Genomic DNA, 14599 nt, shown 5'->3' with positions numbered 1-14599 from the left:
CCCCGGCCTGGCCGGGGGCTTTGCGGCATCGCCATCACAAGACCTTTCGCGCCCGAACGGCACGCTTGATCGCCGTCCCGGTCCTCGCGAAACGGCCGCCAATTGCCCGAAGCTTCCGACCCTTTTTTCGGACGATTTCTTACGCCCTTATAAATCAGCAAGTTACGAGACCTCGAAAAAAGAGGTTTTCTGGCAGGGAAAAACCCGCCGCTCCTGTTTTCCGCCAAATGGCTATAGGTTTTCCGGGCCAGCCCAGTGCCACGCAGATAACCAGGAAATGCTCAGGGAACGGGTTCGGCTGCGAGCAGTTCACCGCCATATAGACAGTGGACAAGAGCCTACCCTCATAGGCCTAGCTGTTCAGCGGGCTTGTGCCATCGGAGACTTCGTACAAGGCTTAGCCATTGCCGTCCTACAGGCGCTGTCAGTAGGCTTTTTTCGCCGGCGACTTCGGTTCCCGGCAGGCCACAGCCTGCTGGCCCAACACCCACGAGCGGCCTGTCTCCCTGCCGCGCCGGCAGAAGCCAGGCAGCGGACAGCTCAGAGAAGGATTTCTCCTATGCACGGCCATACCCAGCTTGCCCCGCACTACTTCTTCCGACAGCAGCGATTGCTGCGCGCGCTGCTGATCGACGACCAGGCCTGGTTCGTCCTCGACGACTTCGCCCGGCTCATCGAACACAGCCAGCCCGAACAGATGCTCGCCCGCCTGGACGACGACCAGGCGCGCCGGGAGTCGTTGCGTTCCGAACGTGGCGAAGACCAGGCGCAGTGGCTGATCAGCGAGTCCGGCGCGTATGCCGCGCTGATCTACCAGCAGCGCGGCGATGGCGGCGAATTGCGCCGCTGGCTCAGTGGCGAGGTGGTGCCGGAGTTGCGCAGCGCCACCGACGACAGCGGCATGCCACGCTACGTCAAGTTGCGCTGGGAGCGCCAGGTGGTGCACATGCTCGACTGGCAGGGCAAGCTCTGGGTGAATTTCAGCGAGATGCCCGACCTCCTCGAACGCCAGGGCGAACCCATGGTGCAACTGGGTTGGCGACGCTGGTTGAGCAAGTTGCGGCCGCTCTAGGCGCCGCTCTGGCGTCGTGTTGGGCGGGGCCTGTCAGATCTGCCAGCTTAAGCGGCGCGGCGCCATCCATTAACAATAGAGCAACGACTCGGGCCTAGCCTCTCCTTTCCCACGGACAGCACGAAACCGCTGGCATGAAGATAACGCGAAACCTTCTGGACGATCTCTACACGGATGACCAGGGCAGCCAGGACCTGACGGGCCTCCGTCAGCCTCGCAAGATGCGTCGTGAAACCAAGGAGAAGCCGCGCAAGCGAACGCTGCGCGACTCCCGGCCGGACCGTCCCCTGTAGGAGCTACGCTCGCCTAGCGGGCGGGTTCGCCGCTCCGAACGCCCCTCTCCCTCAAGGTCAGAGGGCTGGTTTGCCTAGAACGGATTTGTAGAAAGGCCCGCCAAGGACGCCCGGGCGTCTTCGGCGGGCCTTTTTCATGCCTTTCCGCCACGCGCCCCGCACAGGTATCCGGCCTGTGGCGGGGCGCGTGCCTCAGAGCATTTCCAGCTTCGACATCAGGTCGTTCAGGCGCTCGGCCTTCTGCTCGCTGATCTCGCTCGGGGCCAGGGACTCGATGTAGCTGGCCAGCTCTTCCACCGTGGTGCATTCGAACATCGCCCGTAGCGGCACGTTGCGTTGCAGGGCCTTCTGCACCCGCGAGGCGATCTGGGTGGCCAGCAGCGAATGCCCGCCGAGTTCGAAGAAGTTGTCGAACACCCCGACCCGCTCGACCTTTAGCACCTCGGCCCAGATCCGCGCCAGGGTTTCCTCCAGTTCGTTGCGCGGGGCCTGGTAGGCCTGGTTCTGCATCTGGCCGATGTCCAGCGCCGGCAGCGCCTTGCGGTCGAGCTTGCCGTTGGCGTTGAGCGGCATCCGGTCCAGCACCAGCCAGTGCAGCGGCACCATGTAGTCCGGCAGGTCGGCGCGCAGTTGCTGCTTGATCCGCTCGAACCAGGCGCCCTGCTCCACCATCAGTCCGGCCGGCGAGTCGGCGCTGGAACGCGGTGTCTCGCCGGGAACCAGGTAGCCCACCAGGTACTTGCCGTTCGCCCCTTCCTGCACCGCCACCGCCGCCTCGCGGACGTCGGCGCGTTCGTGCAGGCGCGCCTCGATCTCGCCCAGCTCGATGCGGAAGCCGCGGATCTTCACCTGGTGGTCGATCCGCCCGACATATTCCAGCACTCCGTCGGCGCGCCGCCGCGCCAGGTCGCCGGTACGGTACAGACGCTCGCCCGGCGCGCCGAACGGATGCGGGACGAAGGCCTGGGCGGTGCGCAGCGGATCGCCGACGTAGCCACGACCGACGCCGGTGCCGGCCACGCACAGCTCGCCCACCGCGCCCAGCGGCACCAGTTCGAAGGCGTCGTCGGCGCCGGCACCGAGCAGGTACAGGCGGTTGTTGTCAGTGGGACTGCCGATCGGCAGGTAGGTGCTCTCGGTGGAGGCCAGGTCGACGCGGAAGAACGCCACGTCGTCGGAACACTCCGCCGGCCCGTAGGCATTCACCAGGCCGATCCTTGGGTAGCGCTTGAGCCACTGGCGCGCCAGTTCCGGCGGCATCGCCTCGCCGGTGGGCAACATCCAGCGCAGGCCGTCGAGGGCCTGGCGCTCTTCGGCGAGCATGCCCTGGATCAGCGACGGCACGCTTTCCAGCACCGTGATGCCCTGTTCGCCGACGTGCGCCAGCAGGCCCTGCGGATCGTGGGCGATGGCGTTCGGCACGATCGCCACGCGGGCGCCGAACAACGGCGCGGCGAGGAATTGCCAGACCGAGATGTCGAAGCTCTGCGAGGCGGTCTGGGCGATCACGTCGTTCTCGTCCAGTTCCAGGTACGGGACCTTGCTCAACTGGTTGTTGAGCATGCCCGCCTGCTCCACCATCACGCCCTTCGGCAGTCCGGTGGAGCCGGAGGTGTAGATCACGTAGGCGAGGTTCTGCGGCCCGCTGTAGACCTGCGGATCATGCTCGGCGCCCTCGCCCTGCTGGATCTCGTCCCACACCAGCAGGCGCGGCCGGTCGACGCAGCCGAGTTCGTCGAACAGCGCCAGCGCCTGCTCGCGGCAGGCCTGGGTGCAGACCAGTACCGGCGTGCGGCTCAGCTCGACGATCCGGGTCAGGCGCTGGGTCGGATAGCCGGGGTCGAGCGGCAGGTAGCCGGCACCGGCCTTGAAGCTGCCGACGATCATGCCGAGCAGGTCGAGGCCGCGCTCGGCCAGCAGTGCCACCGGCTGGTCGATGCCGACGCCGGCGGCGCGCAGGGCGTGGCCGAGACGGTTGGCCCGGCGGTTCAGCTCGGCGTAGCTCCAGCGCTGCTCCAGGCAACTGGCGGCGATGCGCTGCGGATGGGCCGCCACCTGCGCCTCGAACAGCCGCACGTAGCCTTGCTCCAGCGGGTAGTCGCGGGCGCTGCGGTTGCAGCCGTCGAGGAGGAAGTCGCGCTCGTCCTCGCCGAGCAGCGGCAAGGCCTCCAGTTCGCCATGGAAACCGTCGGCCAGGGCCAGCAGCAGGCGCTTGAACTCGCCGAGCAGGCGCTCGACGGTCGGCGCCTCGAAGTAGCGCTGGTCGTAGGACAGGTGCAGGCCGAGGTCATCGCCCGGATAGCAGACCACGGTCAACGGGAAGTTGGTGTGGGTACGCCCGGAGTCGGAACTGGCGTTCAGGCTCTGCGCGCGGTCCAGCACCGAGACTTCCACCGGAGCGTTCTCGAACACGAACAGACTGTCGAACAGCGGCTGGCCCTTGGGCAGCTCGCTGCTTTCCTGGATGGCCACCAGGGGCAGGTGCTCGTGCTCGCGCAACTCCAGGTTGCGCTCGAACAGCCGGTTCAGCCATTCGCGCACAGTGCAGCGCTGGCCGGCGGCCGGCATCTGCACGCGCAATGGGATGCTGTTGATGAACAGGCCGACGGTGCGCTGCATTTCCGGCATGCCCACCGGGCGCCCGGCCACGGTGACGCCGAACAGCACGTCGCGCTCGCCGCTGAAGCGGCGCAGGGTCAGCGCCCAGGCGGCCTGGGCGAAGGTGTTGACGGTGAGCTGGTAGCGCTGCGCCAGTTCGCGCAGGCGCGCGCCGTCGGCGGCGTCCAGACGCGTGTAGCGGTCGCCGACGATCATCCCGCCGCTCTCGCCGGCGTGCTCGCGGAGGAACGGGCGGTCGCTGGGTACCAGGGTCGGCCGCTCGAAGCCGCGCAGGCTCTCGCTCCACCAGCGGCGCGATTGCTCCAGGTCCTGGCGTTGCAGCCAGGCGATGTAGTCGCGGTAGCGCGGCGGCGTCGGCAGGTTCGCCGGGCGGCCTTCGCCGAGGGCGCCGTAGATCTCGAAGAAGTCGTTCATCAGCAGGCCACGGCACCAGGCATCGATGAGGATGTGGTGGTTGCTCATCATGAACCAGTAGCGCGCCTCGCCCAGGCGGATCAGGCGCAGGTGGAACGGCGGCTGTTCGAGCAGGTCGAAGCCGGCCTCGCGCTCGCGCTTGTGCAGCGCTTGCAGGCGCTCCTCATGGCCGTCCTCCGGCAGCTCGCTCCAGTCGAGGAACTCGATGCGGGTGCGACCGGGCTTGTGGATCACCTGCAACATCGTTTCGCCGGCATTCCAGACGAACGACGCGCGCAGCGCCTCGTGGCGGGCCACCACCGCCTGCCAGGCGGCGGCGAAGCGCTCGGGATCGAGCGGGCTGTCGATCCGGTAGCGGTCCTGCATGTAGTAGATGCCGGTGCCCGGTTCCAGCAGGGTGTGCAACAGCAACCCTTCCTGCATCGGGGTCAGCGGATAGACGTCCTCGATCTCGCCGGCCGGCACCGCCAGGGCGTCCAGTTGCGCCTGGCTCAGTTGCGCCAGCGGGAAGTCGGACGGGGTCAGGCCGCCGGCGCCGTCTTCCAGGCAATGCTCGATCAGCGCCTGCAGTTCGGCGAGATAGGCCTGCGCCAGCTCGTTCACCGTCTGCGCGTCGTAGCGCTCGCGGCTGTAGGTCCAGCGCAGCACCAGCTCGCCGCCGTAGACCTGGCCATCGACGCTCAGCTCGTTGGGCAACGGCGCCTGCTCGTCGTGGATCGGCCCGGTGGGCTGGTCCAGCGGCTGGAACAGGGCGTCGGCGAAGCTCTGGTCGAACTGTCCGAGGTAGTTGAAGGTGATCGGCGCCGTCGGCAGCGCGGCCATCGCCTGGCGCACCGCCGGATCGGCGAGGTAGCGCAGCACGCCGTAGCCGAGGCCTTTGTGCGGCACCGCGCGGAGCTGTTCCTTGATCGCCTTGATCGACTCGCCCGGGCTCTGCGCCGGGGTCAGGCGCAACGGGTAGGCGCTGGTGAACCAGCCGACACTGCGGGTCAGGTCGATATCGTCGAACAGCGCCTCGCGGCCATGCCCTTCCAACTGCACCAGCGTCGACGGCTGCCCGCTCCAGCGGCAGAGCACGCGAGCGAGGGCGGTCAGCAGCAGGTCGTTGACCTGGGTGCGGTAGGCCGCCGGCGCCTGTTGCAGCAATTGCCGGGTACGTTGCGGGTCGAGCCGCAGGCTGACACTTTCCGCCAGCGCCTCGCGGTTGTCGCCCTGCGGGCGGTCGCACGGCCACTCGACCGGCTGCCCACCCAGCCGGGCTTGCCACCAGCCCAGCTCCTCGCGCAGCGATTCGCTGCCGGCGTAGGCCTGCAGGCGTCCGGCCCAGTCGCGGAAGGCGCTGGTCTTGGCCGGCAGCGCCGGTTCGGCGCCCTCGGCGAACTGACGGTAGACCTGTTGCAGGTCCTCCAGCAGCACCCGCCAGGACACCCCGTCCACCACCAGGTGGTGGATCGCCAGCAGCAGGCGTTGCTCGCCGGCCGGGCCATCCACCAGCACCGCGCGCAGCAGCGGCCCCTGTTCGAGGTCGAGGCTGCGCTGGGCCTTGGCGAACAGCTCGGCGCATTCGTCGAAGGATTGCACCGGAACGTGCCAGAGCAGTTCCTGTTCGCGCAGCGGACGATGCTGCGCCAGCCATTCGCCGTCGACCTGGCGGAACGCCAGGCGCAGGGCGTCATGCTGTTCGACCAGGCGTTGCAGGGACTTGCGCAGCAGGCCGAGGTCGAGGGCCTGCCGCGGCTGCAACAGCAGCGACTGGTTCCAGTGCTCGCGGCGCGCCAGCGGCAGGTCGAAGAACCAGTGCTGGATCGGCGTCAGCGCGCTGTCGCCCTGCACCGGCCCCTGCTCGGCCTGGCTGGCCTGGCTGTGCCGGGCCACCGCGGCGAGGCTCTGCACGGTCTGGTGCTGGAACAGGTCGCGGGGGCTGAAGTGGATGCCGAGCTGGCGGGCGCGGCTGACCACCTGGATCGACAGGATCGAATCGCCGCCCAGTTCGAAGAAGTTGTCGCCGAGACCTACCCGCTCGACGTTCAGCACCTCGCGCCAGACCCCGGCCAGTTGCTGCTCCAGCACGCTGCGCGGGGCCTCGTAGGCCTGCCGGTTGAGCGCCGGGTCGGGCGCCGGCAGCGCGCGGCGGTCGAGCTTGCCGTTGGCGGTCAGCGGCAGGCTGGCGAGCAACAGCAGGTGGGCCGGCACCATGTAGTCCGGCAATTGCTGCTTGAGGTGCGTTTTCAGCGCCTCGCGCAGCGCCGCCTGGGCGTCCTCGTCCTGCTCGGCCACCGCGCTGGCGACATAACCGGCCAACTGCTTGCCGCTCGGGCTGTCGAGCGCCAGGACCAGCGCTTCGCGAACCTACGGATGCTCCAGCAGGCGCGCCTCGATCTCGCCCAGTTCGATGCGGAAGCCACGGATCTTCACCTGGTGGTCGATGCGGCCGACATATTCCACCTGGCCGTTGTCGCACAGGCGCACCAGGTCGCCGGTGCGGTACAGGCGGCCGCCCTCGGCAGCGAAGGGATCGGGCACGAAGCGCTCGGCGCTGAGCGCCGGACGCTCATGGTAGCCGCGCGCCAGGCCGGCGCCGCCGACGTAGAGTTCGCCGGTCGCGCCCTGCGGCACCAGGGCCAGGTCGGCATCCAGGATGTAGGCGACCCGCGCGCCGACCACGCTGCCGATCGGCACGCTGGCGGCACCCTCCTCCAGGCGTTCGGGAGCCAGGCAGGCCAGCGGCATGACCACCGTTTCGGTCGGTCCGTAGGCATTGAAGAACGACGCCGGGGCGAAGGCCTGGCGAATCCGTTGCAGGTGCTCGCCGGTCAGCGCTTCGCCGCCGGTGATGCACATGCGCACCGGCAACTGCCGGCCCTGGCTCTCCAGCCACTGGGCGAGCTGGCTGCCGTAGCTCGGGGTGAAGCCGAGGATGCTCACGCCCTCCGCGCGGATCAGCTCGCAGATTTCCTCCGCGCCCCACTGGCCCTGGGCCCGCAGCACCACGCGGGCGCCGCACAGCAACGGGGCCAGCAGGCGCTCGCTGGCGGCGTCGAAGTTGATCGAATAGAAGTGCAGTTCACAATCGTCGGCGCGCATGCCGAAGCGCTCGATCACCGCGGCGCAGTGCATGGCGATCTCGCCGTGGGAGACCGCCACGCCCTTCGGCTTGCCGGTGGAGCCGGAGGTATAGATCAGGTAGGCCTGGTGCTGCGGCCCGCTCAGCGCTGCCAGCGGCGCGGGGTCCTCGGCGTCCAGCGCCGGGCCGTCCTCCTCGAGGCACCAGCGCACCACGCCCGCCGGCAGCTCGCCGAGGGCCTCGAACAGCGCCGCGTGGCTGAGCAGCAGGCGTACGCCGCTGTCCTCGATCATGTATTGCAGGCGCTCCAGCGGATATTCCGGGTCCAGCGGCACGTAGGCGCCGCCGGCCTTGAGGATCGCCAGCAGGCCGACGACCATCTCCAGCGAACGCTCCAGGGCCAGGCCGACTCGCACTTCCGGGCCGACGCCATGACCGCGCAGGACGCGCGCCAGACGGTTGGAGCGGGCGTCGAGTTCGGCATAGCTCAGGGTCTGTCCGGCGAAGGTCAGCGCCGGGGCCTGGGGGCTGGCCGCCACGCGGGCGGCGAACAGGCCATGGAGGGTGTCCTGGAGCCCTGCCTCGCCGGCCGTGCCGGCGAGCAGCAGTTGCTTCCGCTCCTCGGCGGCGAACAGCGGCAATTCGGCAATGCGCCGCTGCGGGTCGCCCAGCAGCGCCTCCAGCAGGTTCTGCCAGTGTCCGGCCATCCGCGCGATGCGCGGTTCGTCGAACAGGTCGCGGCTGTAGGTCAGGCAGCAGCCGAGGCGCTGGTCGAGGTCGGTGACCTCCAGGTTGAGGTCGAACTTGGTCGCCCGCGCATCGTTGGCGATGTACTCGACGGTCATCCCGGCCAGCTGCCGGGTCTGCTGGAACTCCCAGCGCTGGACGTTGCACATCACCTGGAACAACGGGTTGTAGGCGGCGCTGCGCGGCGGTTGCAGGGCTTCCACCAGGTGGTCGAACGGCAGGTCCTGATGCGACTGGCCATCGATCACGGTCTGCCGCACCTGCTCCAGCAGCTCGCCGACGCTCATCTGCCCGTCGAGCCGGCAGCGCAGCACCTGGGTATTGAGGAAGGCGCCGATCAGCCCTTCGCTCTCCGGGCGGATGCGGTTCGCCACCGGCGCGCCGATACGCAGGTCCTGCTGGCCGCTGTAGCGGTAGAGCAAGGCCGCAAGGGTGGCGGTCATGGTCATGAACATGGTCAGCCCGCGGGCGGCGTTGAAGCGCCGCACGCGCTCGGCCAGCTCGGGGCTCAGGTCGAAGCGGTAGAGGTCGCCCTGGTGGCTCTGCACCGGCGGGCGTGGCCGGTCGCCCGGCAGTTCGAGCAGCGGATGCTCGTTGCCCAGCTGGGCCTTCCAGTAGTCGAGCTGGCGCTGGCGCTCGCCGCTCTCCAGCCACTCGCGCTGCCACACGCTGTAGTCCAGGTACTGGACCGGCAACGGCTCCAGCGGCGATTCGCGGTCGTCGAGGAAGGCCTCGTAGAGCGCGCCCAGTTCGCGGGCGAAGATGTCCATCGCCCAGCCTTCGGTGACGATGTGGTGCAGGGTCACCACCAGGTAGTGCTCACGCTCGGCCATCTTCACCATGCAGACCCGCAGCAATGGCCCGCTCTCAAGATCGAAGGGCCGGTGCGCCTCGCTGTCGGCGAGGGTCTGCAGGTGCTGCTGGCGGCTGTCGCGGTCGAGCGCGGAGAAGTCCTGCCAGTCCATGTGCAGGCCGCCATCGCCATGTACGCGCTGTACCGGCACGCCGTCGACGCTGGGGAACGTGGTGCGCAGGGTCTCGTGGCGCTGCACCAGGGCCTGTAGCGCGGCCTCGAAGCGCGCCACGTCCAGCGGCCCGCTCAGGCGCGCCAGGCCGCCGACGTTGTAGGCCGGGCTGTCCGGCTCCAGTTGCCAGAGGAACCACATGCGCTGCTGCGAGTAGGACAGCGGCACCGGCTGCTCGCGGTCGATGCGGCGGATCGCGCCGTGGCTGTCGGTACGTCCAGCAGCCTGGGCTGCGCGGACCTGTTCGCAGAAGGCCTCCAGTTCGCTGGCCTCGAACAGCGCGCGCAACGGCAGTTCGACGTCGCAGGCCTGGCGTGTGCGCGAGACGATGCGGGTGGCCAGCAGGGAATGCCCGCCGAGTTCGAAGAAATCGTCGCGCAGGCCGACCCGCGGCAGGCCGAGCACTTCGCTCCAGATCGCTGCGATACGCCGTTGCAGCTCGGTCTGCGGCTCGACGTGCTCGCGCTGCTGCCAGACCGGCTCCGGCAGCGCCCGCGTATCCAGCTTGCCGCTCGGGCCAAGGGGCATCTGCGCCAGGCGCATCAACTGCGCCGGGACCATGTATTCCGGCAGTTCGGCCTGTAGCGCGGCGCGCAGGCGCTGGTTCTGCTCGGCTTCCGCCTCGGCGCCGGCAGCGCCGGTGTAGTAGCCGACCAACTGGCTGCCGGCCACGCCTTCGCGGATCACCACCACCGCCTGGGCCACCCCCGGCTGCGCCAGCAGGCGTGCCTGGATCTCCTCCGGCTCGATGCGGAAGCCACGCAGCTTGACCTGCTGGTCGAGGCGGCCGAGGTATTCCAGCACGCCGTCGGCGTTCCAGCGCGCACGGTCGCCGGTACGGTACAGGCGCTCACCGTCGGCCGAGAACGGATCGGCGACGAAGCGCTCGGCGCTCAGCGCCGGGCGCCCCAGGTAGCCACGGGCCAGGCCCAGGCCGCCGATGCACAGCTCGCCGGCGACGCCGGCCGGCAGCAGGTTGAACTCGGCGTCCAGCACGCGGCAGACCACGTTGCCCAGCGGCCGACCGATCGGCGAACGCTCGCCGTCTTCCGTGCGGCACTGCCAATGGGTGACGTTGATGGCGGTCTCGGTCGGCCCGTAGCGGTTATGCAGGGCCACCGCCGGCAGGCGTTGCAACACGCGGTTGCGCAGCTCCGCCGGAAGCGCCTCGCCGCCGGAGAACAGGCGGCGCAGGCTGCCGCAGGCGGCGACACCGGGTTCGTCGATGAACAGTTGCAGCAGCGGCGGCACGAAGTGCAGCGTGGTCACCCCGAACTGCCGCACCAGTTCCACCAGGCGCGCCGGATCGCGGTGCTCACCGGGGGCGGCGAGGACCAGCCGGCAACCGGTGACCAGCGGCCAGAAGCACTCCCACACCGACACGTCGAAGCTCACCGGCGCCTTCTGCATCAGCACGTCGTCGCCGTCGAGGGCGTAGGTCGCCTGCATCCATTGCAGGCGCTCGGCCAGCGCCGCGTGGGTGTTGCCCACGCCCTTCGGCTGGCCGGTGGAGCCGGAGGTGTAGATGACGTAGGCGAGATTGTCGCCGTGCAGGTGCAGGCCCGGTGCCTGGCTCGGCCAGTTGTCGAGCTTGAGGCTGTCCAGGCAGATCGGCGTGACGCCCTCCGCGCCAGGCAGGCGCTCGAACAGATGGGCCTGGGTCAGCAGCAGCTCGACGCCGCTGTCGGCGAGCATGTAGGCCAGGCGTTCGCTGGGGTAGTCCGGGTCCAGCGGCACGTAGGCGCCGCCCGCCTTGACGATCGCCAGCAGACCGACCAGCAGTTGCGGCGAACGCTCGGCGCAGATCGCTACCCGCACGTCCGGGCCGACGCCCTTGTCGCGCAGGTAGTGGGCCAGGCGGTTGGCCCGGGCGTGCAGTTCGGCGTAGCCGAGGCTGCCGCCGTCCCACTCCAGGGCGATGCGTTCGGCGGACTGCGCCAGTTGCCGCTCCAGCAGCTCCGGCAGCCAGGCGCGCGCCGGCTCGCAGGGCGCGCTGCCCCATTCGGCGAGGCGCGCCGCCTGCTCGGCGTCGACCAGGGCGATATCGCCGAGGCAGCGCTGCGGGTCTTCCGCGACCTGGCGCAGCAACTCCAGGTATTGCGCGGCGAAACGCCGGATACTGGCCTCGTCGAAGAGGTCCGCGGCGTAGTCGAAATTCAGGGTCAGGCGACCGCGAGCGTCCTCCTCGCTCTGCAGTTGCAGGTCGAACTTGGCTTCGCGGCTGTGCCAGGGCAGCTCGTCGGCGAGCAGGCCGGGCAGCCGGCGCAACGCCGACAGGTCGCGCTGCTGGTGGTTGAACAGCACCTGGAACAACTGGCCGCCCTGGCCGCAGGCCGCGAGCACCTGGTCGAACGGCAGGTCCTGGTTGGCCTGGGCGCCGAGGGTCGCCTCGCGAGCCTCGCCGAGCAACGCGGCGAACGGCTGGCGCGCCCGGGGCGTGCCGCGCAGGACCAGGGTGTTGATGAAGAAGCCGACCAGCCCCTGGGTCTCCAGGCGCTGGCGGTTGGCGCTGGGCACGCCGATGCGGATCTCGCCCTGCCCGCTGTGGCGATGCAGCAGCGCCTGGAACGCCGCCAGCAGCCACATGAAGACACTCGCCTCATGGTCCAGCGCGGCCTCGCGGATAGCCCGCGCCAGGGCTTCGTCGACCCGCAGGCTGTAGCGCGCGGCGGGCGACGCCTGGCGCGCCGTGCGCGGATGGTCGGTGGCCAGTTCCAGCACCGGCGCCGCGTCGCCCAGGCGTTCCCGCCAGTAGGCCAGTTGGCGGGCGCCCTCGCCCGCGTCCAGCCACTGCCGTTGCCAGGCGGCGAATTCGGCGTAGTGCAGTTCCAGCGGCGCCAGGTCGGCCGGCTGGCCACCGCAGGCTTCGGCGTAGAGCCGCGAGAATTCGTCGAGCAGCAGGTTCAGCGACCAACCATCGGCGACGATGTGATGCAGGGTGACCCAGAGCTGGTGCTCCTGTTCGTCCAGGCGCACCAGGCTGATCCGCAGCAGCGGCCCCTTTTCCAGGTCGAACGGCTGCTGCGCCTCAGCTTCGCGGCGCTGCGCGGCAGCCGCGGCGCGTTCGTGCTCGGCCAGGGCGGCGAGGTCGACGAACTGCCAGGCGAATTCGCCCCGCTCATCGATACGCTGCAAGGCCGCGCCGTCGCGCTCGAGGAAACGCGTGCGCAGCGCTTCGTGGCGTTCGACCAGGCGCTGGAAGCTGGCGCGCAGCGCCGCTTCGTCCAGCTCGCCGCGCAGGCGCAGGCCGCCGGGGATGTTGTAGGCGGCGCTCTGCGGATCGATCTGCCAGGTCAGCCAGAGACGCTGCTGCGCCGCCGACTGCGGCAGGTCGACACCGCGCGGCAGGTGCGCCATCGGTGCCTCGGCCGGCAGGCCGGCGGCCAGTTGGCGGGCCACCGTGGCGCTGAAGGCCTGCAGGGTCGGCGCCTCGAACAGTTGGCGCAGGTCGAGGGCGACGCCGAGACTGTCGCGCACCTGGGCGACCACCTGGGCGGCGCCGATGGAATTGCCGCCAAGCAGGAAGAAGTGATCGCGCGGCGCTACCTGCGCCACGCCCAACCGGGCCTTCCAGATCTCGCCGATGCGTGCCAGCAGTTCGTCGTCGCCTGCCGGCGGCTGCGCTTCCTGCACGGCCTGGAGGCCGGGAAACAGCGCATAGCTGTCCAGGCTGCCGTCTTCCAGGCGCAGGCGGCAGGCGGAACGTTGCAGCTTGCCGCTGGATGTTTTCGGCAAGGCGCCGGGATTGAGCAGCGCCACCACCTTCGGCGCTTCCTGGTAGGCCTCGGCCACCGCCTGGCGGATCGAGTCGATCAGCTCCTGGGCCGGCACCGACTTCTGGACGCCGCGACCGATCTCGGCGGCGATGCCGATGCCCTCCTCGCCATCGACCGTGACCGCGAAGGCCGCGACCCTGCCCTTGCGCGCCGACGGCACCTCGCTCTCGACGGTGCGCTCGATGTCCTGCGGATAGAGGTTGTGGCCGCGGACGATGAGCATGTCCTTCAGGCGCCCGGTGACGAACAGTTCGCCGTCGCGGAGGAAACCGAGGTCGCCGGTGCGCAGCCAGGTGCGCCCGTCACGCTCGACGAAGGTCTTCGCCGAAGCTTCCGGGTTGCGCCAGTAGCCGTGTGCGATGCTCGGCCCGGCGGCCCAGATCTCGCCGACGTTGTCGTCGCCGAGGACCTCGCCGCTCGCCGCGTCGACGATCAGCACGGCGTGTTCCGGCTGGCTGCGGCCGCAGCACATCAGCACGCTGCCTTCGCCTTCGGCGATGCGGTTGCGCGCCAGCGCCTCGCCATCCACCGCCAGGGCGGGAATGCCCTGGCCGCGCTGGCCGCCGGTGACGAACAGGGTCGCCTCGGCGAGGCCGTAGCAGGCGAAGAAACTGGACGCGTCGAAGCGGCTGGCGGCGAATTTCTCGGCGAAGCGTTCCAGGCTGTCCTGGCGGATCGGCTCGGAACCGGAGAAGGCTACCCGCCAGCCGCTCAGGTCGAGACGCTGCAGGGCCGACTCGGCGACCCGCTCGCTGCACAGCCGGTAGGCGAAATCGGGACCGCCGCTGACGGTGCCGCCGTACTGGCTGATGGCTTCCAGCCAGCGCACCGGACGTTCGAGGAAGTAGCGCGGCGACATCAGCACGCAGGGTACGCCGCTGAAGATCGGTTGCAGCAGGCCGCCGATCAGGCCCATGTCGTGGTACAGCGGCAGCCAGCTGACGATCACGTCGTCGGCACCGATGCCGAAGCCTCGGCGGATCAGCACCTCGTTGGCGACCAGGTTGCCATGGCTGACCTGCACGCCCTTGGGCAATGCGGTTGAACCGGAGGTGTACTGGAGGAAGGCGATATGCTCGGGACGCACTTGCGGCTCGTCCCAGGCCTCGGCAACGGCCGGGTCCAACTGGTCGACGCAGAGCAGTTGCGGGGCGTTGGCGGCGGACAGTTGCGCATTCATCCGCAGCAATGGCTCGCGCAGGTCAGCGGTGGTCAGGACCAGGCGCGGCTCGGCGTCGGCGATGATCGACAACAGGCGTTCCTGGTGATGGCGGCGTGCCGACTCCGGCGGATAGGCCGGCACCGCGATGACCCCGGCATACAGGCAACCGAAGAACGCCGCGACGTAGTCGGGGCCGCTGGGAAACAGCAGTACCGCGCGATCGCCCAACTGCGCATGGGCCTGCAGGGCCGCGGCGATGCTCCGCGCGCGCAGGTCGAGATCGCGATAGCTGAGGACCACGCCTTCGCCATCGTCCTCGGCGAGGAAGCGCAGCGCCAGGCGCTCGGGCTCCTGGACGGCGCGGCGACGCAGGGCCTGGACCAGGGTGGTGGGAAGTTCGAAGGCGTCCATCATGTGTTTTCCTGCC

At 69.5% G+C, this 14599-nt stretch carries 1 protein-coding gene and 1 pseudogene; one reads left to right on the top strand and one right to left on the bottom strand.

Translation table 11 applies throughout. The features are described 5' to 3' along the window. The first annotated feature begins 559 nt into the window (after nt 1-559). Nucleotides 560-1072, top strand: coding sequence for a BRO-N domain-containing protein (locus tag HMPREF2924_RS36120; RefSeq protein ID WP_004355475.1), 513 nt, complete (start codon nt 560-562; stop codon nt 1070-1072). A gap of 485 nt (nt 1073-1557) precedes the next feature. On the opposite strand, the pseudogene pvdL reads toward HMPREF2924_RS36120, so the two are convergent. Continuing rightward, nucleotides 1558-14586 (bottom strand): annotated as a pseudogene (gene pvdL, locus HMPREF2924_RS26430) (pyoverdine non-ribosomal peptide synthetase/polyketide synthase PvdL). Between the last annotated feature and the right edge of the window lie 13 nt (nt 14587-14599).

Origin of the sequence: Pseudomonas sp. HMSC063H08, from assembly GCF_001813645.1 — a bacterium.
GTDB lineage: Bacteria > Pseudomonadota > Gammaproteobacteria > Pseudomonadales > Pseudomonadaceae > Pseudomonas > Pseudomonas aeruginosa.
This window is presented reverse-complemented; position numbering and strand designations above follow the sequence as displayed.

Bases quoted from the DNA above. Each gene is read 5' to 3' on its own strand.
- HMPREF2924_RS36120 (WP_004355475.1), top strand. From the start codon at position 560: ATGCACGGCCATACCCAGCTTGCCCCGCACTACTTCTTCCGACAGCAG.